We start from the raw sequence: 26,708 nt of genomic DNA, 5'->3' as shown, positions 1-26,708 counted from the left end.
ATGCTCCGCCATCGCCGCGCTGCAGCGCGTGCGTGATGGGCGCGGAAAGCCTGGTCGGCATCCAGATGTAGCGGCAACCGCAACGACATCTGTAGAGTTGCGGCCGCTTGCCCGCCTTGCGGATGCGTTCGCTTCAGTTTCGCGCGTCGATATGGTCGCGCGCCAGTTGCGGGCCAAAAAAAAGCCGCGGCAGGCCGCGGCTTTCTTTACGCAGTGATGAGGATCAGGCCAGACCGGCCTGCTTTATCACTTCGGCGGCGTAGTCTTCCACCACCTTCTCGATGCCCTCGCCAACGGCCAGGCGCTGGAAGCCGACCACGTCGGCACCGGCAGCCTTGACCGCCTGCTCGACGGTCTGATCGGTGTTCAGCACGTACGGCTGGCCGTACAGCGTCACTTCGTTGACGATCTTGCTGATCTTGCCGCTGATGATCTTTTCCAGGATCTCGGCCGGCTTGGCCTTGTCCTTTTCGGACATCTTGGCCAGTTCGATTTCCTTTTCCTTGGCGACGAACTCGGCCGGGACGTCGGAGGCCTTGACGTGCGGCGGGTTCATCGCGGCGATGTGCATGGCGATGCCGCGTGCCAGCTCGATGTCGCCACCCTTCAGCTCGACCAGCACGCCGATGCGGCCGCCGTGCACATAGGCTGCGACATTGTTGGCACTGTCGATACGGACCAGGCGACGCACCTGCAGGTTCTCGCCGACCTTGGCGATGACGGCGGCGCGACGCTCTTCGATGGTCTCGCCGCTGTCGAGCTTGACGCTCTTGAGCGCTTCGGCATCGGCTGCATCCGAGTTCAGCGCGGCGGTGGCCACGGTCTCGGTGAAGGCCAGGAAGTTCTCGTCCTTGGCGACGAAGTCGGTCTCGGAGTTGACTTCGACCAGCACGGCCTTGCCGCCGGCCTGTGCGGTGGCGATGCGGCCTTCGGCGGCAACGCGGTCAGCCTTCTTGTCGGCCTTGGCCAGGCCGGACTTGCGCAGCCATTCGGCAGCGGCGTCGATGTCGCCTGCGTTTTCGACGAGTGCCTTCTTGCACTCCATCATGCCGGCGCCGGTGCGCTCGCGCAGTTCCTTGACCAGGGAAGCAGTGATTTCCATGGAATTACCTCATATGGACGAATGCGTGCGGCGGAGTGTTCCGCCAGTAGGAGACGGCGCAGCCATGCCGGCCGCCCCCGTAGAAATGTTCAGTGGCCTCGGCGACGGGCCGCGGTGGACCCGTCGGGGGCTGCGGCCGCACAGCATGGTGCGGCCGCATTGCAGGCCGATTACTCGGCAGCCGGAGCGGCGGCGTCGGCCGGCACGTCAGCCTTCTTGTCGCCCTTCTTGGCCGGCGCGCGACGGCCCTTGCCTTCGTCGGCGGATTCGGCCGAGAACTCTTCCTCGCGCACCGAAGCAGAGTTCGGCGCAGCGGCCTTGCCTTCCAGCACGGCGTCGGCGGCGGCACGTGCATACAGCTGCACGGCACGGATGGCGTCGTCGTTACCCGGGATGGCGTAGTCGACCAGGGCCGGATCGTAGTTGGTGTCGACCACCGCGATCACCGGAATGCCGAGCTTCTTGGCTTCCTTGATGGCGATGTCTTCATGGCCGATGTCGATCACGAAGATCGCGTCGGGCAGACGGTTCATTTCCTTGATGCCGCCCAGCGAGGCGTCCAGCTTCTCGCGCTCGCGACGCAGGCCCAGCACTTCGTGCTTGACCAGCTTCTCGAAGGTGCCGTCGGTCTCGGCCGACTCCAGTTCCTTCAGGCGGGCAACCGACTGCTTGACGGTACGGAAGTTGGTCAACGTGCCGCCCAGCCAGCGCTGGGTCATGAACGGCATGCCGCAACGCTCGGCTTCTTCCTTGATGGACTCGCGCGCGCTGCGCTTGGTGCCCAGAAACAACACGGTGCCGCGCTTCTGCGCGATCGAGGAGAGGAAGTTCATCGCGTCATTGAAGAGCGGAACGGTCTTCTCGAGGTTGATGATGTGGATCTTGCCGCGCGCGCCGAAGATGTACGGCGCCATCTTGGGGTTCCAGTAGCGGGTCTGGTGACCGAAATGGACGCCGGCTTCCAGCATCTGACGCATGGTGACTTGGGGCATTGAAGTAACTCCTGATAGCGGAATCACCGTGCGCGGACTGGACTTTGAAGAGTCCGCACATGGATGTGCGGGCTGTTGCGAGGGGCTCGCATCAAAACGCACAAACGATTCCGGGGTTGGGCTTCCCTGTCGCCTCCGTGACGAACCCCTTGTGGGGGCACCCCGGCACGGATGGCGGCGGCAGGTGTGAATTCGTCGATGACGTCCGACGTGAACGACGCAATGCGTAAAAACGCAGAACAGCCGACGGAGTATAGCCGGAGGCGAGGGGCGGTGCAATTGGGGGGAATCGGGAATCGGGAATCGGGAATCGGGAATCGGGAATCGGGAGAGCCTAGTTCCTTGAATCGCAAGCGACCAAACGACCGCTACCGCGATGCGCCGTACCAATTCCCCATTCCCGATTCCCCATTCACGGCTCCAGCGTCAGCGTAGTCTCGATATCGCTGTTGATGCGCGCCACGAAGCGGCCATTGCCGGCGGGCAGGTTGGCGGGCAGCAGCCATTGGCGGGTCTGGCCGGGCAGCACGTAACCGGCGAGATCGTCGCGGATGCTGCGGCGGGTGCCGCCGGCATCGATGTAGGCCAGGTCGGCCAGCCTGGCATGGCTTGGCCCGGCGTTGTGGACCTGCAGTGCGCGGCCGCTACCGTGGCCGGACACGCTGGCCTGCAGCACCGGGTGTTGTTCGCCGGGCTGGCTGGGCAGGGCGAAGACCGGCGTGGAATACCGCAGCAGTTCGGTGTCACTGCCGATGACATGCTGGGTGACCACCAACCGGTAGCTGTCTTCGGTCTGTGCCGGGCTGGGGCCCAGGCGGATCACCCGCAGCAGCTGCCGGCCTTGCGACGGGATTTCGAAATGCGCCGGGCTGACGGTGGCGGCGGTGGCCGGTTCCAGCAGCTCGCGATCGCCGTCCTGGCGCCAGCGGTAGAGTTTGGCTTCGGCGCGCCATGGCAGCGCCGCCTGGTTGTAGAGCCAGACGGCCGCCTGGTCGCTGTCGGCGGGAATGCGTGCGGTTGTCGGTGCGATGGCGATCTCGGCGCCAACGGCGCTGCCGGCGATGGCCAGGCCGGTTAGCGCCAGCGCGAGCAGGCAACGGCAGGAGCGAGGCGCGGTCATGGTCAGAACGCGATCGTGGTGATGCGCGCGCTGCCGGCAGGCGCAGGCCCGGCCAGTGCGCTGGCATCCTGCCCGGTGCTGGTGACGGCGGGGGCGTCGGCGGTGCTGGCTGGCGGGGCGATCGCCATCGGCGTGCCTTTGGAACAGCTGGCGCGCGGCGGCGCAGTGCGGAGCTCGCAGCCGCTGAGCAGGCGCAATCCGATGTGCAGGGTGAAGTTTTCCGGGCCGCGCGTGGTGGCCGCGCTAGCCGCGGTCGAGGTCGCGGTGCAGACGAGGGCGACCAGCATCAGGCGCTTGAGGAAGGTGACCAGCGTCATGAAGGCAATCGTTTGCATTGGAGACGTAACAGATAGCGACGCTCCCGATACGAACTTTATTAACTGTCAGTAAGTGATGGAGACGGTCACCGTGTCGTTGTAGGCGCCCGCAATGGGCTGCTGCGGAGCCGGTGCGCGGCCATAGACGGTCACCGTCTGCGCGACGCCGTTGCCGGTGCCGCTGAGCGTATCGACGCCGATGCTGGTGCCCCAGCGGTTGCCGCGGCCGGCATCCCGATACAGCTCATAGGCGATGTAGTTGGCACTGCTGGCATGGCGCATGCGCCGGGTGCTGCCGGTGGCATTGATGCCGTCGCCCAGCCCGATATTCCAGGCTGTGCGGTAGGTGCACGACAGGCTGATGGTGGAGGTGCGGTCGATGGCGGTATCGATGGTGCCGGCGATGCTGCCGAAATCCAGGTCAGTGGTGACGTAGGTATTGCAGCGTGCCGGCACGTTGGCCGAGGCAGTGAACGGGAAGGCGTTGCTGGCGGTCTTGGCACCGCTGCCGCCGGCCGTGCAACTGCTCGGCGCCGGCGGGACACCGATGATGCTCTCGTTGTAGGAGTAGCGCAGCACGGTGTCGGCGCCGCCGAAACTGCTGGTGTGGTTGCCGACCGACAGGATCTGGTTGGCCGGAATCCGCCCGTACACGGTGATGGTGGTCGTCTGCGAGCCGCCGGTGATCACCGGAACGCCGTAGGACAGCGTCAGCAGGCGCGGCGAAGGCGTCGTCGATCCGGTGGCGCCCCAGACCTGGGTGCGCGTGGCCTCGCTGTAGATCTGGAAGTCCAGGCTGTCGCTGGTGGGGTTGAGCATGCGGCGCGGTGCATACAGCCCGTTGCTGGCGCTGCCCGGGCCAAGGTCCAGGCAAAGACTCACCTGGGCATAGCCCAGTACGCTGAGCGCGGCGGTTGCGCAGGAAACGTTGAGCGTTGCCACCGCATCGGTGGTGCCGTTGGCCGCCACATTGCCGAATGCCAACGGGGTGCCGAGCGTGACGCTGCAGGTGGTGTCCGCGCGCGCATCCTGGCTGGGCGCCAGCCACAACGTGGCGATCGCCAGCGCAAGCAACAGGCGCCAGAGTGCGAGCGGGCTCATGGGGTCTTTTGCTCGAGAACGCAGGGCAACGGGCCCACCCGAGGAATGCCGCTGGGGTTGGCCGGGTAGGTGAATCGTGCGCTGCAACGGCCAGCGGGCAGCTCGACCAGGATGCGGTTGTCGATCTGCAGATTGTCCAGATAGGTCTCGCCGTCGTAGCCGACCACCACGCGTTCGGCATCGCCTTCGCGCTGCACCACGCTGCCGACCGGCAACGGCGCGCCCTGGGCGTCGTGCAGCACGATCATGGCCGCGCGTACCCGGGTGATGCCGAAGCGCACCGCCACCCCCGACTGCTGGCGCGGTGTCACTGCGGTATCGACGCGGTCTACGCGCAGGTCCGCCGGCAGGTTCAGGGTGTCGATGGACAGCTGGTTGCGCTGCCACGACTGCAGCGGGGTGACCAGCAGCATCCCGCGCGCGTCGGTGACGCCGATCAGGCGATTCTCCAGCCGCACCGGAATGCCGGGCTGGCCGTCGGTGGACACCACCGCGAAGGCATCCTGGATGTCGCGCGCGGCAAAGCCGCTGCCATTCATCCACACCAGGCTGCCGCTGGCGCTGGCATAGCCGAAGTTGTCGCCATCCTGGTTGGCGACACCGAGGTTGTAACGGCCGATGCGGTTCAACCACCCCAGTTCGGCCAGGCCGCCGTTGGCATCGTCGCCGGCACGCCCCTGCAGCCGCCAACCGATCCCGCCCAGATCGCCGTCGCCGGGCAGCGGCTGGCTGAGGTCGGCCACAAACCCGGTGCGGTTGCCGTTGCGCTGCATCGATGCGCTGGCCTGGCGCAACTCGCCGAACGTGGTCGACAGCGACAGGTACAGGCTGCGGTCGCTGCGCACATCCAGATTCTGGTTGCCGGACAGGTTGGCCGCCCAGTTGCGCCCGAAATTGCGCGACCAGAACAGGCTCGCGTAACGCGAGGTGTCGCCTTGCGGGTAGCTCAGCCGCACATAGCTGGTGCCGAGCGAGCCGATCGGATTGACGTTGATGCCGAACGCCACGCGGTCGCTGATGCGCGCCGGCAACGCGCCCTGCAGCGCGCCCAGGTCGCGATAGTCGCCATGGGTGCGCTGGGTGCCGGCGGTTAGGTTGAAGCGACGGTTGTTCCAGGCATAGCCCAGCACGTACTGGCCACCGCGCAGCGCATCCATCCGGCTATGCGCGTAGGCGACGTTGGCCACGCCGCCCACGCCGAGCAGCCACACACCGCCGGCACCGGCATTGATCACGCCGCCGCCGGCCTCGGCATGCGCTTCGATGGTGACGTCCTCGCGCAGGCCTTTGCGCAGCGTGGCGCTGGCGACCGTGCGTGAGGCGTAGGAAAACGAGCGCACGCCGTAGTCCTGGCGCAGATGGCCGATGCCGGCCGACCACTCGGAAATGCCGCGTGCCAATAGTTGCGGCGTGCCATAGAACGCGAAGTCCAGCCGACGCACCTGGCCGAACGCATCGGTCACCACGATCTGCGCCTGTCCGGTGCCGCTGATGCCGGGTTGCGCGGCCAGCTGGAACGGGCCGGCCGGCACCTGGCCGCTGTACTGGCGCAGGCCATCGACGTAGAGCTCCACGGTCGAGGGCACCACCGCCTCGCCCAGGAAGCTTGGCGTGGGGGTGAGCACGCGATACGGCTGCAAGGCGTAATTGCGCCCGATCTGCACCCCGCCCAGGCGGATCGAGCGGCTCCAGTCGACAAAGCCGCTGTAGAAATCGCCGACCGTCAGGCTGGTGGCGCTGTCGGGGAAGTCCATTTGCCAGGCGCTGTCCAGGCGCACTGCTTCGCTGCGCCAGCGCTGGTCCTGCGGGCGGTCGTAGGCCAGGAACACGGCGGTGGTGTCGACCATGCCGCGGCCGATGCCGAAACCGCGCAACTCGGTTGCCAGCGACACGCTGCTGGTACCGGCATTGCGCGTGGCATAGAAGTCGTAATTGAGCAGCAGGCCCGGTGAGGCGGTGGCACTGGGCGGTGCGACCTGTTCGGCCTTCAGCACCGTGGTGGAGAGCGACAGCTGCGCCAACGGTACCTGCAGCGCCAGCCGCTGCAGCGCGGCGTCGTAGCGCACTTCCACGTCGGGCAGGCGATCCAGGTCGACCAGCTCGCTGGTGGCGCGGTCGGCCAGGATGAAACCCAGCTTGCGCAGCGTGTCGACCGAGCCGCGCAGGTGGCCGTCCACCAGTTCAAACGGTGCCAGACCGCGGTCGGCCTGATTGAGGGTGACATCCAGGTACAGCGTCTGCGGCAGGGCCGCCACGCTCTGTGGCGCCTGATCGGGCAGTGGCGCCATGTCGGCCAGATCGCCGGAGGCGGCATGCGCAAGGCAGGTGGCCGTCGCAAGCAGCGTCATCGCCAGCCGGCCCGCATCACGGCGCTGCTGGCGCAGCCAACAAGGTGCGTTCGTCCGCCTCACCATTGATCCTTGCGATGATGGTGCCACGGCCGAACTGGGCCAGCGGTGCGCCCAGCGACCAGCGCATGGTCTGGCCGGGCAGGACATAGCCCACCAGCCCGTTCAATGTGGTCTTGGTCGCGACATCGACCCGATGCTGCAGGTCGGCGACCTGGGCGTGCCCATTGCCGGTGTTGCTGATCTGGATCTGTGCATTGCCATCGCTGCCGGCAACCACCTGCGTGTTCAGGGTCGGCGTGGATTCGGTCTTGCCTGGCGGCAGCAGGAAGATCGGCACCGAGTAGCGCAGCACGAACTGCATGCCCTTGCGATCGGCATCGGCGTTGGGCAATTCATCGACGATGATGCGGTAGCAGACTTCCTCGCCGGTGGGCGGGGGGCCGGCGCGAATCACCCGAATCAGCTGGCGCTCGCCGGCGGCCAGCGTGCGCATCGGTGGACTGATCAGCAGTTCCTGGGTCGGGTCCAGCTGATCCTTGCCGTCACGCTGGGTCCAACGATAGGCGCGGGTCTGCACCTGGACCGGCGCGCTGCCGCTGTTGCTCAGCCACAGCCCGTCGGCGGACTGCTGTGCGCTCAGCGTCAGTGAGGTCGGCGCCAGCTGCAGGCTGGCCGCATGGGCCGGCTGCAGCGGCACGCCGCTGCCAAGCGCCAGCGTCAGGCTCAATCCGGCCGTGACCAGCCAGGCCGGCATCCGGTACGACAGGCGGTGGTGCAAGGGCATGCGCGCGCTCAGTAGACGATCGTGGCGGTGATGGTGTCCTGGTACGCACCGGTCGCGGGATTGTTGGCGGACGGGTTGGTCACGCGGCCGTAGACCGGATAGACCTGGTTGATGCCGGTGGCGGTGCGGCTCAGCGTATTGGTGCCGGTGGTGCTGCCCCACACCGTGCTGCGGCCCAGATCCTGGTACAGCTGATAGGCGATGAAGTTGTTGGTGGTGACCAGTGCATCGGTGTTCTTCATGCGGCGGGTGGTGACGTCGTTGGCGGTGCCGGCATTGCTGCCCGCGCTCAACGCGATGTTGTACGGGGTCAGCGCGGTGCACTGCGCGGTCACGCTGCCGTTGGCGTCGGCATTGGCGGTCGAGGTGGACAACACCGAGCCAAAGTCGACGTCCGTCGCGGATGCCGCGGTGATGGTGCAGGCCTTGGTGACGGCGATCTTGACATTGAATGTGGTGGTATCTGCTGCAGTAGCAACGCCAATGGTCGAGAGCAGGCCGAGGGACAGCAGGACAGGGCGGACAATACGCATGGACATTTCCTTGACCGGTCTGGTCATTGGTGACGCGACGACTCGTCGCCCTTCCTCCAATGCATCAGCTGTGCCAAAGATTACCCTGAATGATTTGGCTATCTCACTGTTTAAACTCAGAGTTTTTCCTGAAAGTGCGATGTCTTTCGCATGACTCCGTTTGCGGGCTTTTTGACGCGCACGGACTTGCGTCACACATGAATGCGCGATGACGCCAGTTTTCTGCTGCCCCGTCCGTTTCAGTGGTTCATCGTCCGCAGTGCAAAAAAACGCGCGCACAGGCCGTTCAGATTCAGCCCGAATCGGCGATAATCGTGGCCATGAGCGTCAATCTGAAAACCAAAGAAGAAATCGAACTGATGCGCGTCGCCGGCCGTCTGGCCGCCGAGGTGCTCGATGTCGTGGCGCCGCATGTGCAGGCGGGCGTGACCACGGCCGAGCTGGACCGCATCTGCCATGACCACATCGTCAACGTGCAGGGCACCATTCCCGCCAACGTCGGCTATCGCGGCTTTCCCAAGAGCGTGTGCACCTCGGTCAACAACGTGATCTGTCACGGTATCCCGAGCGCGGCCAAGGTCCTGAAGGACGGCGACATCGTCAATATCGATGTCACCGTCATCAAGGATGGCTGGCATGGCGACACCAGCCGCATGTATTACGTCGGCACGCCGTCGGTGATGGCCAAGCGGCTGGTGGAAACCACTTACGAAGCGATGTGGCGCGGTATCCGCGCGGTCAAGCCGGGCGCCACGCTGGGCGATGTGGGCCACGCGATCCAGAAGTTCGCCGAAGCCGAGCGTTTCAGCGTGGTGCGCGACTACTGCGGCCATGGCATCGGCAAGGTCTATCACGACGAGCCGCAGGTGATGCATTACGGCCGTCCCGGCGAAGGGCTGGTGCTCAAGCCCGGCATGACCTTCACCATCGAACCGATGATCAACGAAGGCACCTATCACCATAAGACCCTGCCGGACGGCTGGACCGTGGTGACCAAGGACCGCAAGTTGTCCGCCCAGTGGGAACACATGGTCGCGGTGACCGAAGACGGCGTGGATGTGCTGACGCTGTCGCCGAACGCTCCCGCTCCGGTATGACGGCCACGCCGGCGGACCGACCCGACCCGGGTGTCGCCGGCGATGCCGAGTGGGCCGCGCAGGCGCGCCCGCTGCTGGTGCATGCCGACATGCGGCTGTGCAAGCGCTTTGACCAGGGCGAGCCGATCGAGCGCCTGGTGGCCTTGCGCGCGCGCGCGGTCGATCAATTGATGCGCAATGCGTGGACGCGCTGCATCCCGGCCGATGCCGAGCTGTCGTTGCATGCCGTCGGCGGTTATGGACGTGGCGAACTGTTCCCGCGTTCGGATGTGGATGTGCTGGTGCTGGGCGAGACCGGCGTGCAGCAACAGCACGAACAGGCCCTGGCGCGGCTGTTCGCCTTGCTGTGGGATGTGGGACTGCCGATCAGCCACGCGGTGCGCTCGCCGGCGCAGTGCACCGTCGCGGCCGCCGACCAGACGGTGCTGACCGCCTTGATCGAGTCGCGCCCGCTGGTGGCCGGCAGCCAGGCGCGTGCCGCGCTGGCTGCAGCGATTTCGCCGCAACAGGTGTGGCCGGCGCGCGAGTTCTTCCAGGCCAAGCGCGAAGAGCTGCTGGCGCGGCACCAGCGCTTTGGCGATACCGCCGACAACCTGGAGCCGGACATCAAGGACGGCCCTGGTGGTCTGCGCGATCTGCAGACGCTTGGCTGGATGGCGCTGCGCGCATTCGGGGTCAAGGATCTGGAGGCGCTGGTCGGGCTCGGCCATGTCGGATTCGACGAGGCCGCAGCGCTGCGGCGCGAACGCGAGGAACTGGCGCGCTTGCGCTTCGGCCTGCATCTGGTCGCCAAACGGCCGGAAGAGCGGCTGGGGTTCGATTACCAGAAGACGCTTGCCGAGCGGCTGGGCTTTGCCGACGACCCGGAAAGCCTGGGCGTGGAAAAGATGATGCAGCGCTTCTACCGCAGCGCTGCGTTGATCCGCCGCATCAGCGACCGCTTGCTGCAGCGCTTCGAAGAGCAATTCGATGGCGAAGCGGTGCCGGAGTCGCTCGGCGGGGGCTTCAGCCTGCGCCGCGGCTATCTGGCCGCAGATGCAGAGGACTGGCCGGCCGGCGATGTGCTGCAGGTCTTTGCGCTGTTCGCGCAGTGGGCGGCACACCGTGAGGTACGCGGGCTGCATTCGCTGACCGCGCGCGCGCTGGCCGAGGTGCTGCGCGCGTTGCCGGCCTACAACGTCGCCGATGCGACCGCGCGCGACCGCTTCATGGCGCTGTTGCGCGGCCCGCGGGCGGTGGAGTCGCTCAACCGCATGGCGCGCCTGGGTGTGCTCGGTCAGTGGATTCCGGCATTCGCCAGCGTGTCCGGTCGCATGCAGTTCGACCTGTTCCATGTCTACACGGTGGACCAGCACACCTTGATGGTGCTGCGGAACATCTCGCTGTTTGCCGCCGGTCGCGCCGACGAGCGCTTTTCGATCACCCACGAAGTCTGGCCGCGCCTGCGCAAGCCGGAACTGCTGCTGCTGGCCGGCCTGTTTCACGACATCGCCAAGGGCCGCGGCGGCGATCATTCCGAGCTGGGCGCGGTAGATGCACGCGCGTTCTGCCAGGCGCATCGGCTCAGCGAAGGCGATACCGCGTTGGTGGCCTGGCTGGTCGAACAGCATCTGCGCATGTCGGTGACCGCGCAGAAGCAGGACATCTCCGACCCGGAGGTGATCCATCGTTTCGCCACCCTGGTCGGCACGCGCGAGCGCCTGGACTATCTGTATCTGCTGACCTGCGCCGATATCGCCGGCACCAGTCCCAAGTTGTGGAACGCGTGGAAGGACCGGCTGCTGGCCGACCTGTACTTCGCCGCGCGTCGCGCGCTGCGCGAGGGCCTGGAACATCCGCCGCCGCGCGAAGAGCGCCTGCGCGAAGCGCGCGAGTCCGCCCGCGCGCTGATGCAGGCGCAAGGCCACGACGACGCCACCATCGACCGTCAGTTTGCGGGGATGCCCGATGAAAACTTCCTGCGCTTCCGTCCCGAGCAACTGGCCTGGCAGGCGGTGTCGCTGATCGAAGTGCAGATCGGCCAGACCACGGTCAGGGCGCGCCGCGCAGTGCCGGACAACGACGCACTGGAAGTGTTCGTGTATTCGCGCGACCGCGATGGTCTGTTCTCGGCGATCGTCTCAACGCTGGATCGCAAGGGCTACGGCATTCACCGCGCACGCGTGCTGGATGCACCCAACGATGCCATCTTCGACGTGTTCGAAGTGCTGCCGCAGGACAGCTCCGCCGATGGCGACCCGCAGCGCCTGGCCGCGGCGTTGCGGCAGGTGCTGGCCGGCGATCTGCAGAAAGTGCGGCCCTCGCGGCGTGCGGTGCCGCGCCAGCTGCGACATTTCCGCTTCGCGCCACGGGTGGAATTCAGCGAAAGCGCCGGTGGCCGCCGCACCCGTATCAGTTTGGTGGCACCCGACCGCCCCGGCTTGCTGGCCGATGTGGCCAACGTACTGCGCCTGCAACACCTGCGCGTGCACGATGCGCGCATCGCCACCTTCGGCGAGCGTGCCGAAGACCAGTTCCAGATCACCGACGAGCACGACCGCCCGTTGTCCGAATCCGCCCGGCAGGCGCTGCGCGATGCGCTGTGCGCCTGCCTCGATCCCACCTAGTAGTCCGTTCGGAGACCCCCCCATGGCCACCAGCAAGAAGACCGCGCGCAAGCAGGGCGCGACCCCCATCGGCGCAGCGCCCAAGCGCGCGCCAAGCAAGAGCGGCAAGGTGCCTCAGGCACCGGCCTTCGACAAGCGCAAGGCCACCGCGGCGGTTGCTAAGCCTGTGGCCGCCAGCAAAAGCGTTACCAAGCAGGTGACCAAGAAAAGCGCGACCAAGTCGGCGACCAGTGCGGCCCCGCGCGTGGCCAAGCAGCCGACCAGCGTGGTATCCGCACCGGCCGCCAAGAAGGCTGCAGCCGCGAAGAAACTGCCGCTCGCCGAAAAGGCCGTAGGCGGCGCTGCAACGCCGGTGGGTACTGAAGAACTCAAGTTCGGCATCGAAAGCGCATTCGAGCGCCGCGCCAGCCTGACCGTCGACGAGATCGACGGCTCCACCCGCGCCATCGTCACCCGCGTCATCGACGGCCTGGAGACTGGTGAGTTCCGCGTCGCCGAGCCGGACGGGCAGGGCGGCTGGACCGTCAACGAGTGGTTGAAGAAGGCAGTACTGCTGTATTTCCGCGTCAACGAGATGGCCGTGATCGACGCGCAGCCGGCACCGTTCTGGGACAAGGTGGAGTCGCGTTTTGCCGGCTTCGGCGAGGCCGAGTTCCGCAAGGCCGGCGTGCGTGTGGTGCCGGGCGCGGTGGCGCGGCGCGGCAGCTACTTCGGCAAGGACGTGGTGCTGATGCCGAGCTTCACCAATATCGGCGCGTATGTGGGCGAAGGCACCATGGTCGATACCTGGGCCACGGTGGGGTCGTGTGCGCAGATCGGCGCGCATTGCCATCTGTCCGGCGGCGCCGGCATCGGCGGCGTGCTCGAACCGCTGCAGGCCAGCCCCACCATCATTGAGGATCATTGCTTCATCGGTGCGCGTTCGGAAGTGGTCGAAGGCGTGGTCATCGGGCACCACAGCGTGATCGGCATGGGCGTGTTCATCAGCCAGAGCACGCGCATCTACAACCGCGCCACCGGCGAGATTTCCTACGGTTACGTGCCGCCTTACAGCGTGGTGGTGTCCGGCCAGCTGCCGTCGAAAGATGGATCGCACTCGCTGTATTGCGCGGTGATCGTCAAGCAGGTGGATGCCAAGACGCGCAGCAAGACCAGCGTCAACGAATTGCTGCGCGGCCTGGCCGATTGAGTACCGCGCAGCCTGCGCGCGGCACCATGCTGTCGCGGCCGCTCAGTGGCTGGGTCCGTTGGGGCATCCCGGCCATGTGGTTGGGATGGGTGGCGCTCTACGTGGCCGGCTCGCTGCTGCGCGATGGTGTGCCGCAGCAGCTGGACGTCCTGCGTTGGCTGGCGCCTGCACTGGTGGTGCTGATGACCCTGCGTCTGGCATGGGCATCCACCCGCTGGGCGCAGGTCCGCGATGCGGGCGATGCGCTGGAGATCGTGCAGCAAGGACGGTCGCAGCGCGTGGACCTGGCCGAGTTGCGCTCGGTCGATGCTGCATGGCTGATTCCGCCGCGGCGGATGGCGCTGAAATTCCACGGCACACGCGCCGATGTGGTGTTCCTGCCCGCCCATGGGCAGGAACACGATCAACTGGTAACTACCCTGTTGGCGCGTGCAAGCGCGCGCCGCGGAGTCGAAAAGGCGACGACATGACCACGCTCTATGGATTGAAGAATTGCGACACCTGCAAGAAGGCGACCAAGTGGCTGGACCGCTTCGGCGTGGCCTACAGCTTCGTCGATTACCGCGAGCACACGCCCGCGCCGGAGACGTTGGTGGATTGGGCCGGCAAGGCCGGCGGATTCGAGGCCTTGATCAACAAGTCCTCGACCACCTGGCGCCAGCTGCCCGACAACAAAAAGACGCCCGGTTCGGACGCGGAATGGAAGCTGCTGCTGCGCGAATACCCGCAATTGATCCGCCGCCCGGTGGTGGTGAGCGACGATGGTGCGTTCAGTCAGGGCTTCTCCGACAACGGCTTCAAGGCCAGGTTCAACATCGCCTGATGGCGCCATCGCGTCATCGGTTCGCGCATCTGTGCGCGTGGCGGGCGCGTGGAAGGCCGGCTGCCTGCCGATGCCGGCGGCCCAGGTGCATCTTTTATCGGAAGGACGAGCATGACCAGCGACGTACTGCAACTGACCTGCGAGCTGATCGCACGCGCTTCGGTGACACCGGACGATGCCGGCTGCCAGGCGCTGCTTGCGCAGCGCCTGGAGGCTGCCGGATTCGCTTGCGAGCACCTGCGCCTGGGCCAGGTCGACAATCTGTGGGCCACGCATGGTAGCGGTGCGCCGGTGCTGGTGCTGCTCGGCCACACCGATGTGGTGCCGCCGGGCCCACGCGAGGCCTGGACCAACGATCCGTTCGATCCGCAGATCCGCGATGGTGTGCTGTACGGGCGCGGCACGGCCGACATGAAGGGCAGCGTGGCCGCCTTCGCGGTCGCTGCCGAACAGTTCGTCGCTGCCCATCCGCAGCACGCCGGCACGCTGGCGGTGTTGCTGACCTCCGATGAGGAGGGTGATGCCATTGATGGCGTGCGGCGCGTGGCCGAGCTGTTCCGCGCGCGCGGGCAGGCGATCGACTGGTGCATCACCGGCGAGCCCTCGTCCACCGAGCGGCTGGGCGACCTGCTGCGGGTGGGCCGTCGCGGCAGTCTGTCCGGCACGCTGATCGTCAAGGGCGTGCAGGGGCATGTGGCGTATCCGCACAAGGCGCGCAACCCGATCCATCTGGCCGCGCCGGCATTGGCCGAGCTGGTGGCGCGGCAATGGGACGAGGGCTTCGAGAGTTTCCCGCCGACCAGCCTACAGGTGTCCAATATCCATGCCGGCACCGGTGCCAATAATGTGATCCCGGGCGAGCTGCAGGTGGCCTTCAATCTGCGCTACACCCCGATGTGGGATGCGCCACGGCTGGAAGCGGAGATCACCGCATTGCTGGATCGCCACGGGCTGGACTATGCGTTGCGCTGGCATCGCAGCGGCGAGCCGTTCTATACCCCGGAAGGGCGCTTGCGCAGCGTCGCACGTGAGGTGCTGGGCCAGTTTGCCGGCGCGCCGCCGGAAGAAAGCACCGGCGGCGGTACTTCGGATGCGCGCTTCATCGCGCCGCTAGGTGCGCAATGCATCGAGGTCGGCCCGGTCAACGCCAGCATCCATCAGGTCGACGAGCATGTGCGCGTGGCCGATCTGGAAGCGCTGCCGGCGTTGTACCGCACGCTGATCGAACGCCTGCTGGTCTGAGTTGCCAGGACATGCCCAATGCCACGCGCTGGTTTGCACACTACGCAGCCAGCGCACGGCATGCGTTCACCTGCGGCATGCCGATGCTGCTGCGCGACGCGGGCATCGCCAAGCTGCACTAAGACCTTTTGGATTGCAGCAGCATCTCGCTTGCATTGCATTGCATTGCATTGCATTGCATTGCATTGCATTGCATTGCATTGCATTGCATTGCGCTGCCAGGTGGCATGGACGCACAAGGCTCGGGGGGCTAGTCGAACGTCCAGAACGGCGGTTTGATTGCCTCGCGCCAATGCGATTCGTCCGCGATATAGAACGTCTGTGCGGACGCCTTGGCAAACCAGGTTGCCGCCGTCTCCACGTCGCGCGTCACGCCGCTGCTGCCGCGTCCGAGCAGCAGACCGGAGAAATACTGACCATACACATTGCCCTGGTCCGCCGCGCGCCGGTACCAGCGCAGCGCCTCCGTACCGTCTCTGTCCACGCCACCCATTCCTTTTTCATGGAGCGCGCCAAGATCGACCTGCGCCTCGGCATCGCCGTTACGGGCGCGGCGCTGGATGTCGCGTACCAGCGGGTGCAATGCACCTCCGCTTGGCGCGATGGCGGCGGGAAGCCCCGACGATCCTGATGCGGAGCGCTCATAGATCGTCGCGCGCAGATCCCAGCGCAACGCCGCAGCCGCCTCCCCACGGTCGCGGTGAAACTTGGCGAGCTCGGCGATGGCATACGGGTTTCCATGCATGGCCGCTGCCAGGTACCAGTGCTCGCCCTTGCGCGGCGACGCACGTAATGCGACGCGCTGGTCGATGTACGGGCTGTCGGGATGGAAGAGCGTCCCGCTTGCCCAGATCCTTCCCAGCGCCAGTTCGGCGCGGGTGTTGCGGAACGTCCACGGGGCGATCGCAGCGGCACGTTCGTACCAGTGGATGGCGCGCGGGTCGTTGCGTGCCTCGAGGCGTTCGGCCGCATTCCACGCGCTGTCGAAACTGCCATCGGCCGCGTGTTGTTCCAGCTGTTGCAGATAGACTGGATCGGTGCGCGGAGGGGCGCTGCTGCAGGCCTGCAGCAACACCGCAAGCAACAGGGCCAGGGGCGGCATGCGTCCGATGCGTGGGGTCATTCCATTACTGCCGATTGTTGGGGCGGTCATTATCCTCGCAATACGCCGGTGCGACCGCGGCGTGGTCTGCGATGCCGGGCTTGGTTGCCATCGCAACAGTTGCGCCGCCGGCGAAAGCGGGATACGGTCGAGTCATGTCATCGCTCCTGCGCAACCTCGTCAATAACGCCAACCGCAACAATCTGCGCGCGAACAATCGTGCGCGGCCGATGCGGGTCTGCGACTAGGCGAAGTAAAACCAAACGCCCAGGAATCAGAGAACCCGCATCGGCCGATGCGGGTTTTTTTATGGGTGTCATTTCCCTGCAGCACGCTTTCCACCGGCCGCCAACCCCCGCAGTTTCATCCAGGAGTGTTTCCATGTGTTCCATCTTCGGTATTTTCGGCCTGCAACCCGGTGACGATCTGCAGGCATTGCGCCGGCAGGCACTGGAATGTTCGCAGCGGCAGCGCCATCGCGGGCCCGACTGGAGCGGTGTGTATGTCGACACCGGTGCGATCCTGGTGCACGAGCGCCTGGCCATCGTCGACCCGGCCGGCGGCTCGCAGCCCTTGTTGTCAGAAGATGGCGCGCTTGCGCTCGCGGTGAATGGCGAGATCTACAACCATCGCGAGCTCAAGCAGGAACTGGTGCAGCCATACGCCTTCCAGACCGGCTCCGATTGCGAGGTGATCAACGCGCTGTACCGCGAGGATGCGCCGGCCTCCTACCTCAACCGCCTCAACGGCATCTTTGCGTTCGCGCTATGGGACAAGGCGGCCGGGCGGGTGATCATCGCGCGCGATCCGATCGGCGTGGTGCCGCTGTACTGGGGCCACGATCGCGAAGGTCGGCTGCGGGTGGCCTCGGAGCTGAAGTCGCTGGTGGACGATTGCGCCGATGCGGCGCAGTTCCCGCCGGGTCATTGGTACGACAGCGCAACCGGTGCACTGAGTCGCTATTACGAGCGCTCCTGGCGCGAATACGCCGAAGTGGAAGGCGTGCAGGTGCAGTTGCAGGAATTGCGCGAGGCCTTCGAGCGCGCGGTGCATCGTCAGTTGATGACCGACGTGCCCTACGGCGTGTTGCTGTCCGGCGGGCTGGATTCGTCGCTGGTCGCTGCGGTGGCCGCACGCTATGCACGCCATCGCATCGAAGAAAACGACACTACCGAAGCCTGGTGGCCGCGCCTGCATTCGTTCGCGATCGGCTTGAAAGGCTCGCCGGACCTGGCCGCGGCCGAAGTCGCCGCCGCCGCGCTGGGCACCGTGCATCACGGCTTCGAGTACAGCTTCGAGGAGGGCCTGGATGCGCTGCCCGAGGTCATCCGCCATATCGAGACCTACGACGTCACCACCATTCGCGCGTCCACGCCGATGTTCCTGCTGGCGCGACGCATCAAGGCGATGGGCGTGAAGATGGTGCTGTCGGGCGAAGGCAGCGACGAGATCTTCGGTGGCTATCTGTATTTCCACAAGGCACCCAACGCACGCGAATTCCACGAGGAACTGGTACGCAAACTGGATGCGCTCAACAACTACGATTGCCTGCGCGCCAACAAGTCGATGATGGCCTGGGGCGTGGAGCCGCGCGTGCCGTTCCTGGATCGCGAATTCCTGGACGTGGCCATGCGCATGGACGCCAGCTTCAAGATGATCGACAAGACCAGCAGCGGCGCCACGCGGATGGAAAAAGGTGTGTTGCGCGAAGCATTTGCCGGGTATCTGCCCGAATCGATCCTGTGGCGGCAGAAAGAGCAGTTCAGCGATGGCGTGGGCTATGGCTGGATCGATGGACTCAAGGCGCATGCCGCCGCGCATGTGAGCGACCGCGAGCTGGCTGCCGCCTCCAGGCGTTTTCCGGTCAATCCGCCGCAGACCAAGGAAGCGTATTTCTATCGCACGCTGTTCGAGCAGTTCTTCCCCAGCCAGGCGGCCGCGGAGACGGTGCCGGGTGGCAAGTCGATCGCGTGTTCGTCACCGACCGCGATCGCCTGGGATGCCAGTTTCGCCGCGATGGCCGACCCGTCCGGCCGTGCGATTGCCGGCGTGCACGAACAGGCGTTGGCGTCGTGACGCTGCTGCATGCGGAGTTGAAACTACAGCGGCCGGCATACGCTCACGCGCTGCCGGCCGCTGCTGCGATCACTCGTGACGCACGCAGTAACCGTAGCGTTGCGGTTCGATATCCACGCCGGCCACATCGGCCTGGTTGTTGCGCCACAGGTTAGGCTTGAAGTCGGCCGCAGTGCAGTTGGCGGCACGGTCCACACCGATGGTGTAGGTAAACGGCGTATTGGAGAAACGGTTGTTCTCGAAGACGTTGTCCTGGCTCATGCTGTTGTCCCAGCAGAGGATTTCCGGCGTTCGATAACGAATGGCGCAGGCCAGGAAGACGCCGGCGACCTTGTTGCCGTCGAACTGATTGTTGCTGAAGCGATTGCGGCGCGCGTCGGACAGGTAGATGCCCTGGCTGCCATTGCGCTCGAAGCGGTTGTTGCGGATCTCGCTGTCTTCCAGATGTTCGGTGGTCAGGCCTGCGGCCACGTTGTCGTGGATGTAGTTGTTGACCATGGTGACCTTGGCGGTGCGGTTGAACGACACCCCGTCCCAGATCGCGCCGGAGACATCATTGTTTTCGATGCTGATCTCGCGCGTGTCGTACTCGCTCAGCAGACAGGCACTGCGGCACTTGTTGACCTGCAGGCCGGCCAGGCGAATTCCCTGGCCGGAACGCACGACCACCGCGCTATTGCTCAGGTACGGACGCTCTGGCATGAATTCCTTGTCGCCGGTGCTGGCGACGATCTGCATGTCTTCGATGCTGACATTGCGGATCACGCCGGTCGGCTGCTGGTTTTCGTAGTCGCCGACCACCAGCGCCGGTTGCTGCACGCCATCGGCCATGCGCAGCACGGTGGTCGGGCCCGTGCCACGCAGGGTGAGATTGCCGCGGTGGATCGAAACCAGGCCATTGAGCGGAAATTCGCCCTTTTCCAGGCACAACACCGCACGCGTATCGCTTTGCGGGAGCTTGTCGATGGCTTTCTGCAGATCCTGCCCGGGGCGCAGCTTGGCGGTGCAGGCCGCGACGGGCGCGTCCGGTGGGCCGGACTTGGCGGGCGGCGCTGCCGAGCAGGCAGTGGCAACGAGCAGGGGCAACAGGGCGGAAACGGAGCGGGCAAGCTGAGGCATGCGGATTCCGGTCAGTGGGGGGAAGAGGGCGATCGTGTGGAAACACTTCCAGATCGCGACGGCCTCTAGTGTGTCCCACCGGACGTTAAAGTCTGGCTGATTCTGACCTGCCTGATTCGGCGCAGGTTCATTGCACTGCCGTGGTCGAGGCCGCAATCGTGTATGCGGTGGCCGACGAACGTCACACTTGGGCAACGTTCGAGACCTGCACAGGCGCGCGTTCGCCCATGCTCAGAAATCGTAAGCCAGTTGCGCGTAGATACGGCGTGGTTCGCCAGGAAAGTGGCCGGTGCGCTCAGTGAACCCGCTGACGGCGTAGACCTTGTCGAACAGGTTCTTGACGTTGACCTGCAGCTTCCAGGCATCCCACTGCGTCTGCCAGCTGATGTCGAAGATGGCGTACGGCTTGACGCGCTGACCTTCCAGGCTGACCCGCTCGCCCACGTAGTCGGCACCGAAGGCAATCGCCGAGTGCCAGGCCGGCAGGTCGTAACGCGTCCACAGACCGAAGGTGTTGCGCGGTGCATTGGCGAAGCGGTCGCCGGACGCATTGGTGATGCCGTTGGTGCCTGCATCGAGCACGCGTGCATCGTTGTAGGCGTAGGTCAGGTTGAGCACCCAGCGCTCGGTGAGGTCGGCCAGCAGATCCACTTCCAGGCCTTCGCTGCGTACCAGACCGAGCGCGGCGAGTTGATTGACCCCAGCGACGATACTGCCGTTGGCCTGCACGATGTTGCTGCGTTCGATGCGGTACAGCGCGGTGTTGAGTGTCAGCCCGCCATCGTTGAGCGCGGTCTTCAGCCCCACTTCCCATTGCGTGCTGCGTTCGGGATCGAACGGCCCGCCGACGCTGCTATCCTGATTGGCCGCATCCTGCGGCAGGAAGCCGCTGGCATAACTGGCGTACGCGTTGACGCCATCGCGCAGCACGAAGGTGCTGCCCACACGCCAGCTGAGATCGTTGCCGGTGACGCGCGAGCCGTCCAGCAAGTTGTCATCCTTGAAGCCGTCCCAACGCAGTCCGGCCATTGCAAACCAGCGCGGCGTCAGCGTGAGTTCGTCCTGCAGATATGCACCGTAGCGCTGGCTGCGTGTGCTGGTGGCGCGCCAGGGCAGGCTGTCCAGACCGTAGTCGTAAAAGCCGCTGCGCCCGTACACCGGATTGAACAGATCGATGCCCGGCACCGGCCCGCGCACGCGGCCGGTGTCGGCGGTGTTGGCGGTCTGCGCGCGGAAATCCGCATCCAGCCGATAGTAGTCCGCACCCATCAGCAGCTTGTGCTCGATCGCGCCGATGCGGGTGCGGAAAACGGCGTTGACGTTGCTGGAGATCGCATCGTTGTCGCGGAACTGATTGCGCAACTGTCGCGTCATCCATTCGGCGGTGCCGTCGCCATCGCGGTCGATCAAGCCCATCGGCTCGTGATAGATCTGATGCTCGTCGTTCTTGAACCAGCGCAGCGCCATGTCCACGTCCCACGCATCGGACGGCGCGAAACGATACTGCGCGAACGCCACCTTGGCGCGCATGTCGAGGAAGTCGGTGGGCTCGTTGTGGTTCCAGCGACGGTCGGTGAGGAAGTTGCCGTCGTCATCCACCGGCACGCCACGCAGGCGATTGCCGCCCAGGTTCTGGGTGATGTCGGTGTACTGCAGCGTGAGCTCGCCGGTCTGGCCGATGTCGAACGCCACCGACGCATCGCCGATCTGGCTCTGGCTATCGGTGTTGCGGCGAAAGCCATCCTCGCCATCGGCATAGGCACCGACGCGGTAGCGAATACGCCCGTCTTCGCGTGCCGGGCCGGTCGCTTCGAACGAGGCCGCCCCGAAGGATTGATTGCCCACCTGCAGTTCCACCCGACGCGCGGCCTGATGGCCGGGTTTGCGGGTGACGTAATTGATGACGCCACCAGGTTCGCCGCCGCCGTACAATGCACCGGCCGGGCCCTTGAGCACTTCCACGCGTTCGATATTGAACAACTGCGGCACCGAGAAGCCGGCATACGGATCGCCGCGCAATCCGTCGTACAGCACGTTTTCCTGGCGGAATCCGCGCAGGGTGACGCCGGCATAGCTGAAGAAGCTGATGCCGCTGATGCTGCGATACAGGTCGGTGATCTGGCGTGCGGCCTGGTCGTCGATCAGTTCGCGCGGCAGTACCTGCACCGACTGCGGCACCAGCGCCAACGGCGTGTCGGTGCGTGTGGCCACTGCGGCGTCGTCGGATTTGTACAGTGTCTGCGCACGGCCGACGACCTCGACGCCATCCAGGTCGGTGACGGTTGCCGAGGTGCTGCCGTGTTGTTGAGCGAAGGCGCGGGGCGAAGGCAGAGCGAAGGCGGCGGCGAGCGCGGTGACAAGGAGCGTGGGGCGCATTGGTCACTAATGGGAATGGTTATCAAATGCATCTTAGCATGTTGTGCTCGCTTGATTGGGCAGATCGGTGGGTGGGCGTGGTTGCGGACACTTGGGTATCCAGATGTGCGAGGTGTGGGGTGCGATCTGCAGAACGCAGACACAGATAACGAGAAGACTCAGAAGTGCAGAAGTGCAGAAGTGCTGAAGCGCGGAAGTGCGGAGCATCCCTTCTCCCACCGGGAGAAGGTGCCCGCAGGGCGGATGAGGGTACGAGCGAAGCCTGGTGCCGTCTGTCATGCAGGAAGCCATTCTGCGATGCAGGAAATCGCTTGAAGCCAGCGCAGGCTGGACCACATCGCATGTCATCGGTCGCATGGCAGGCGCCCGTACCCTCACCCCAACCCCTCTCCCGGCGGGAGAGGGGCTTGCTGAGGCACGCTGTCCTTCTCCCACCGGGAGGCTGCTCTTCTCCCACCGGGAGAAGGTGCACGAAGGGCGGATGAGGGTACGAGCGAAGCTTGTGCTGGCTGTCATGCAGGACGCCGACTGTGGAAACCCATGCCGACAGACAAGACAGCACGACCGCGCTTACTTCGGCTGCAATTGCAGCGTATAGCGGGTAGCGGTCGGCAGGAATGGGGTCGGCCGGCCGTGCACCCAATCGTCGTGCCCAGCGCCCCAGAACGGCGACAACGGATGTCCGCTCTGGCCGCCCGGCATGTGCACGATGCCGTCCTGTTCGTGGCCGGGCGACACCACCATGCGTTCGGAGGCGCCGAAGGCCGGGCCTTGCACGCGCGGCATGTCGCGGTCGCCTGGCAGTTGGTCGGGCGGCATACACAGCCAGCGCCTGGCGAGCGCTGGCAATGCCCGCGCGATCGGGTGACAGATGGCAGCAGTATTGCGTTCGCCCCAGCTGCGTTCACTCAAGGGCCTATCCGGCGAGGCGCCATCCTGCGCAGCGAGCTCCGCCTGCGCGTTGCGTGCCGCTTCCGCAAGCAACTGGTCCCAGTTCGCATAGGCCGGCGGCAGCAGATGGGCCGGGCGTTGCTGCAGCAACGGCCAGACGATGCCTTCCAGTTGCGCGCGACGCGGCGGCAGGAAGTCCTTGCCAAGCGCGGCTTTTGCCGGCGCCAGCAGGCCGGCTTCCACTGCATCGATGGTCATGCCGCGAAAGCCGCGCACGATGCGGTAGCTGGCCGAGCGGGTGGAGGCATGCCCGTCCCACTGCCGTGTGGCGGCTTCGATCTGCTGCAAGGCCGGGTCCTGGCTGTGTTCGGCCACGCCGCGCAACAACTGCCACCAGCGCGTGAGCAGCACGGCGCGATCGTCGAGCTGGATGGCGAGCAGATCCAGTTCGTTGAAACGCTGCCTGGCGAACAAGTCGTCGCGGATCTGCTGCGCACGCGCGCCCAGGTCGTAGCCGGCATTGCCGAGCGTGGCCAATTGCTGCGCATCGACGACGCGGCTGTTGGCGGTCCAGAGCCGGTGCGAGGGGGGATCGATCAGCGCAGGGGCGTCGTCGCTGCGCACCGGCCAGGGCAGGCAGCCGGTCGGCGCGGGTGCCGAGGCTGTGGTGGCCGCAGCCGAACGCAATGCCGCGTCCGCGCCCTGCGCCGAGCTGGCCAGTTCGGCGATACCGCTCGGGCCACACCCGGCATTGCGCAGCGGGCGCGCACCGATCAACCGCCAGGCGATGCGCCCGCTGCGATCGGCCAGCAACAGATTCTGTGCCGGAATGCCCGAGCGATCCGCCACGGCAAAGGCGGCCTGCAGATCGGCCGCCGTGCTCATCTGCGCAAAGTCCAGGCGGATCGCGCCGGGCAGCTGCGCGGCCCAGCGCAGTGCCAGCAGGCTGCCATCGGCGTTGTCATGCAGGATCGGTCCCCACGTGCTCTCGCGGACCGCAAAACGCACCGGCGCGGCACCGGCCACGCGAATCGTTTCGACATGGGTGGTAAGCGCTTGCGGATGGCCCGGCATGGCCGGCGGGATCCGTGCAAAGTCGGCGGTGTCGATATAGCTGTTGGTAAAGGCCCAGGCCACATGCCCATTGCTGCCGACCACCACCGCCGGCAAGCCGGGCAGGGTGAAGCCGGTAACATCCACCTTGCCGTCGGGCGCGCCGGTGTCCGGGTAACGCAGACGTGCGCGGAACCAGATGTTGGGCGCGCGCAGGCCCAGGTGCATGTCGTCGGCGACGATGGCGCGGCCGTCGCTGGTGAGGCTGCCGTCCACGGCGAAGTTATTGCTGCCCGGCGTCGGTGGTTCGGCGCCCGCCGTGGCGGCTGGATGCGGCAGGCGGCGCAGGTCCAGTGCGGCGGCGTCGGGCAGCACGGCGTCGCCTTGCGCGGCGCCGAGCAGCGGTGCATCCCAGCTGGAGCCCTGATGGTCGAGCAAGGCCGCCAGCGCCGCTGGCACCACTGCGCGGATGCGTGCGGCTGCCAATTCGGTCTGGTTGTCGTTGTCCTGCAGGTCGGCGTACATCGCCATGCCGGTAAGGATGGAGTCGTCCAGCGTCCACGGCCGCGGCGTCTGCTGCAGCAACAGGTACGGCCACGGGTGCACGCGCAGGGCGGCCAGCCCGGCATTGACGCCCTCGGTATAGGCCTGCAGCGCCGCGCGTTGGCTACCGGCGGCGACATCCAGGCTGGCATGCACGCGGGCGCGCAACCGGTGCACGCGATTGCGCTTGTCCAGGTCCAGCGCCGCGGCGCCGAAGAGCTCGGACAACTCGCCGGCCGGTGCGCGGCGCATCAGGTCCATCTCGAAGTAGCGCTCCTGCGCATGCACATAGCCGAGTGCGCGCATGGCATCGACCTGGCTGGCCGCATCGATGGTGACCACGCCGCGCTGGTCGCGTTGCACGCTGACTGGTGCCGCCAGGCCAGTCAATGCGCTGTAGCCGTCCAGCTGCGGCAGGCTGCCACGCATCAGCAGATACACGGCCAACACCGCCGCCACGATCAACACCACGATTGCCAGCAGCAGCCGGCCCAGCCATTTGCGCATTGTTGTCGAGTCCTTGAGTTCGGTCACAGTGTGGCGGCCGGTCATGACCGTGGCGGGTCTGGCCGCAAGCGCAACTGAAAGTGATTCCGATTAGATCATTGCCCGGCGGGTTAGGGCACCATGCGCGCATTGCGTCGCTGGAGCACATCATGAAAGGCCATCCCGAAGTCGTCGAATACCTCAAACAGCTGCTGCGCGGCGAACTGGCGGCACGCGACCAGTATTTCCTGCACTCGCGCCGTTACGAGGACCAGGGCCTGATGGCGCTGTACGAGCGCATCAACCACGAAATGGAAGAGGAGACCGAGCACGCCGACGCGTTGCTGCGGCGCATCCTGTTCCTGGAAGGCGACCCGGACATGCGGCCGGCCGAGTTTGCGCCCGGCAAGACCGTGGTGGAAATGCTCGAGCGCGATCTGGTTGTGGAATACGAAGTACGCGCCAATCTCGCCGCCGGCATGAAGCTGTGCGAAGAGCACGGCGATTACGTCAGCCGCGACATCCTGCTCAAGCAGCTGCAGGACACCGAGGAAGACCACGCCTGGTGGCTGGAGCAGCAGCTCGGCTTGATCAAGCGGATCGGCCTGGAGCTGTATCAGACCTCGAAGATCGACAAGGGGCATGTCGCCGGCTGAGCCCGGTGACTGGGCGCTGCGCAGCCGCTGAGCTGGCGCAGCGCAGGTTTGCAATCGGCAGATGCCGTGCCGTGCATCGCCATTGCTGCGTAGACTGCGTCAGCTGCTGGCGGTTTGCAGCGATGTTGCTCGGCGCATTTCGCTGTTGTGCGAACCATCATTGCGTGGCGCAACGCCGCGCGCTGCGTTGCTTGCGCAACGCCTGCGTCGCCCGACTGAGGCGTCGGCAGCGATCGCCGATGACAAAGTTCGCCCGCGACAGTCAGTTGTGTCGCAGGCGATAGACACCGGTCGACAGGGCAGTGACGCCATCGGCACGGAAGCGCGGCTCCTGATCGAGGATGTCGCGGCGTTCCAGTTGCTGCACCTGCCATTGCGTGTCGAACAGTGCGTGCACCGCGTCAGCGTCCACCGAAAACGGTGGCCCGGCCTTTTCGGCCTGCGGGTATTCCAGGGTGATCAACAATCCGCGGCATCCGGCAGGCAGCCGCGCGTAAAGGCTGTGCAGATAGCGTTGGCGCAAGCCGGCAGGCAGGGCGATCAATGCGGCGCGGTCGTAGACGGCGTTGCAATCGGCCAGCACGCCTGGGTCCAGTGCAAACGCGTCGCCGCAGATGATTTCGATCGGGCCGGCGATGAAGTGCTCGCCCGCGCGGCTGGTGTGTCGCTGCGGTTGCAGGCCGGCTTCATCGAAGAAGTGCGTCACCGCCAGCGGCGACAGCTCCACGCCGAGCACGCGATGACCTTGTGCGGCCAACCAGTGCAGGTCCAGCGTCTTGCCGCACAACGGCACCAGCACGCGGGCAGCCGTCGGCAATTGCAAGGCCGGCCAATGTTTTTGCAGCAGCGGCATCACCTCGTCCTGATGGAAGCCGGTCTGACCGTTCTGCCAACGCTGCAGCCAGAAATCTGTGTCCATGATGTTGTCTTGTTGGTTTGCGTTGACGAGTGACGTGATGCAGCCAATGGTACTCACACTGCAGATCGAAAGGCACCGCTCAGACCACACCGCACCGCCACTCGACATGCATTGCGCACAACCACGCACGCCGACCATCTCGACCGGTCCTTGCCCGCTCACCGTCGCGGGACCTTACGCGGCATGGATGCCGCGTAAGAGCCTTATCTGTTCGGATTCTGGCAGTTTGG

The 26,708-nt window shown here is 65.8% G+C and carries 22 protein-coding genes; 9 read left to right on the top strand and 13 right to left on the bottom strand.

The features are described from left to right. Nucleotides 1–223: 223 nt before the first annotated feature. The 8 genes from tsf to LL972_RS09575 all read right to left on the bottom strand — a co-directional run bounded on the left by tsf (nt 224) and on the right by LL972_RS09575 (nt 8,300). Complete coding sequence (gene tsf / locus LL972_RS09610; RefSeq protein WP_228327398.1) at nt 224–1,102, bottom strand: translation elongation factor Ts; 879 nt, start codon at nt 1,100–1,102, stop codon at nt 224–226. A 170-nt stretch (nt 1,103–1,272) separates the two neighbouring features. Then, nucleotides 1,273–2,094 carry a 30S ribosomal protein S2 gene (gene rpsB, locus LL972_RS09605; RefSeq protein ID WP_228327397.1) on the bottom strand — a complete coding sequence of 274 codons (822 nt, stop codon included), beginning with the start codon at nt 2,092–2,094 and terminating at the stop codon, nt 1,273–1,275. Between the two features lie 412 nt (nt 2,095–2,506). After that, a complete protein-coding gene (locus LL972_RS09600) occupies nt 2,507–3,214 on the bottom strand; it encodes a fimbrial biogenesis chaperone (RefSeq protein WP_228327396.1) in 708 nt (235 codons plus the stop codon). Between the two features lie 2 nt (nt 3,215–3,216). After that, the gene (locus tag LL972_RS09595) at nt 3,217–3,549 is read right to left on the bottom strand and encodes a hypothetical protein (protein ID WP_228327395.1); all 333 of its coding nucleotides are present in this window, start codon (nt 3,547–3,549) and stop codon (nt 3,217–3,219) included. Between the two features lie 48 nt (nt 3,550–3,597). Next, nucleotides 3,598–4,632, bottom strand: coding sequence for a Csu type fimbrial protein (locus LL972_RS09590; RefSeq protein WP_228327394.1), 1,035 nt, complete (start codon nt 4,630–4,632; stop codon nt 3,598–3,600). Further along, on the bottom strand, nt 4,629–6,980 hold the full coding sequence (locus LL972_RS09585; protein WP_228327393.1) for a fimbria/pilus outer membrane usher protein: 2,352 nt from the start codon (nt 6,978–6,980) through the stop codon (nt 4,629–4,631). Before LL972_RS09585 ends, LL972_RS09590 begins: the two co-directional genes overlap by 4 nt. Nucleotides 6,981–6,996: 16 nt before the next feature. Beyond that, nucleotides 6,997–7,767, bottom strand: a complete 771-nt coding sequence (locus tag LL972_RS09580; protein WP_228327392.1) for a fimbrial biogenesis chaperone — start codon at nt 7,765–7,767, stop codon at nt 6,997–6,999. 8 nt (nt 7,768–7,775) lie between these two features. Further along, entirely contained in the window at nt 7,776–8,300 is a 525-nt protein-coding gene (locus LL972_RS09575; protein WP_429002137.1) for a Csu type fimbrial protein, read from the bottom strand. Here LL972_RS09575 and LL972_RS09570 point away from each other — a divergent pair. The 7 genes from LL972_RS09570 (at nt 8,299) to dapE (ending at nt 15,257) form a co-directional block, all read left to right on the top strand. After that, the gene (locus LL972_RS09570; protein WP_228327444.1) at nt 8,299–8,454 is read left to right on the top strand and encodes a hypothetical protein; all 156 of its coding nucleotides are present in this window, start codon (nt 8,299–8,301) and stop codon (nt 8,452–8,454) included. The genes LL972_RS09575 and LL972_RS09570 overlap by 2 nt on opposite strands. A gap of 166 nt (nt 8,455–8,620) precedes the next feature. Then, nucleotides 8,621–9,397, top strand: coding sequence for a type I methionyl aminopeptidase (gene map, locus LL972_RS09565; protein WP_104588990.1), 777 nt, complete (start codon nt 8,621–8,623; stop codon nt 9,395–9,397). Further along, complete coding sequence (locus LL972_RS09560) at nt 9,394–12,003, top strand: [protein-PII] uridylyltransferase (protein ID WP_228327390.1); 2,610 nt, start codon at nt 9,394–9,396, stop codon at nt 12,001–12,003. Before map ends, LL972_RS09560 begins: the two co-directional genes overlap by 4 nt. 22 nt (nt 12,004–12,025) lie before the next feature. After that, the gene (gene dapD / locus LL972_RS09555) at nt 12,026–13,192 is read left to right on the top strand and encodes a 2,3,4,5-tetrahydropyridine-2,6-dicarboxylate N-succinyltransferase (protein WP_228327389.1); all 1,167 of its coding nucleotides are present in this window, start codon (nt 12,026–12,028) and stop codon (nt 13,190–13,192) included. Further along, nucleotides 13,189–13,662, top strand: a complete 474-nt coding sequence (locus LL972_RS09550; protein WP_228327388.1) for a hypothetical protein — start codon at nt 13,189–13,191, stop codon at nt 13,660–13,662. Before dapD ends, LL972_RS09550 begins: the two co-directional genes overlap by 4 nt. Further along, a complete protein-coding gene (locus tag LL972_RS09545; RefSeq protein ID WP_228327387.1) occupies nt 13,659–14,015 on the top strand; it encodes an arsenate reductase in 357 nt (118 codons plus the stop codon). The genes LL972_RS09550 and LL972_RS09545 overlap by 4 nt, the downstream gene beginning before the upstream one ends. Before the next feature lie 111 nt (nt 14,016–14,126). Beyond that, nucleotides 14,127–15,257, top strand: a complete 1,131-nt coding sequence (dapE, locus tag LL972_RS09540) for a succinyl-diaminopimelate desuccinylase (protein WP_228327386.1) — start codon at nt 14,127–14,129, stop codon at nt 15,255–15,257. Between the two features lie 250 nt (nt 15,258–15,507). Here the strand turns inward: dapE and LL972_RS09535 are convergent, their stop codons facing one another. Next, a complete protein-coding gene (locus LL972_RS09535) occupies nt 15,508–16,380 on the bottom strand; it encodes a tetratricopeptide repeat protein (RefSeq protein ID WP_104588994.1) in 873 nt (290 codons plus the stop codon). A 360-nt stretch (nt 16,381–16,740) separates the two neighbouring features. On the opposite strand from LL972_RS09535, the gene asnB reads away from it, so the two are divergent. Continuing rightward, a complete protein-coding gene (gene asnB, locus LL972_RS09530) occupies nt 16,741–18,435 on the top strand; it encodes an asparagine synthase B (protein WP_104626351.1) in 1,695 nt (564 codons plus the stop codon). A gap of 69 nt (nt 18,436–18,504) precedes the next feature. On the opposite strand, the gene hpaM is transcribed toward asnB, so the two are convergent. The 3 genes from hpaM to LL972_RS09515 all read right to left on the bottom strand — a co-directional run bounded on the left by hpaM (nt 18,505) and on the right by LL972_RS09515 (nt 24,924). Continuing rightward, entirely contained in the window at nt 18,505–19,554 is a 1,050-nt protein-coding gene (gene hpaM, locus LL972_RS09525; protein ID WP_228327385.1) for a type III secretion-associated outer membrane-bound protein HpaM, read from the bottom strand. A 231-nt stretch (nt 19,555–19,785) separates the two neighbouring features. Beyond that, nucleotides 19,786–21,930: a TonB-dependent siderophore receptor gene (locus LL972_RS09520; RefSeq protein WP_228327384.1), complete on the bottom strand. Its 2,145-nt coding sequence runs from the start codon at nt 21,928–21,930 to the stop codon at nt 19,786–19,788. A gap of 570 nt (nt 21,931–22,500) precedes the next feature. Beyond that, nucleotides 22,501–24,924 (bottom strand): penicillin acylase family protein, encoded by a 2,424-nt coding sequence (locus LL972_RS09515; protein ID WP_228327383.1) that lies wholly within the window; start codon nt 24,922–24,924, stop codon nt 22,501–22,503. A gap of 149 nt (nt 24,925–25,073) precedes the next feature. Here LL972_RS09515 and bfr point away from each other — a divergent pair, with 149 nt between their 5' ends. Further along, nucleotides 25,074–25,559, top strand: coding sequence for a bacterioferritin (bfr, locus tag LL972_RS09510; protein WP_024938901.1), 486 nt, complete (start codon nt 25,074–25,076; stop codon nt 25,557–25,559). 262 nt (nt 25,560–25,821) lie between these two features. On the opposite strand, the gene LL972_RS09505 is transcribed toward bfr, so the two are convergent. Continuing rightward, nucleotides 25,822–26,478, bottom strand: a complete 657-nt coding sequence (locus tag LL972_RS09505) for a thiopurine S-methyltransferase (RefSeq protein ID WP_228327382.1) — start codon at nt 26,476–26,478, stop codon at nt 25,822–25,824. Nucleotides 26,479–26,708 lie beyond the last annotated feature (230 nt).

This window comes from Xanthomonas campestris pv. asclepiadis (assembly GCF_020784175.1).
In the GTDB taxonomy this organism is placed as follows: domain Bacteria; phylum Pseudomonadota; class Gammaproteobacteria; order Xanthomonadales; family Xanthomonadaceae; genus Xanthomonas; species Xanthomonas campestris_D.
The sequence above is the reverse complement of the archived record's forward strand: the minus strand, read 5'-3'. Positions and strand labels throughout refer to the sequence as shown.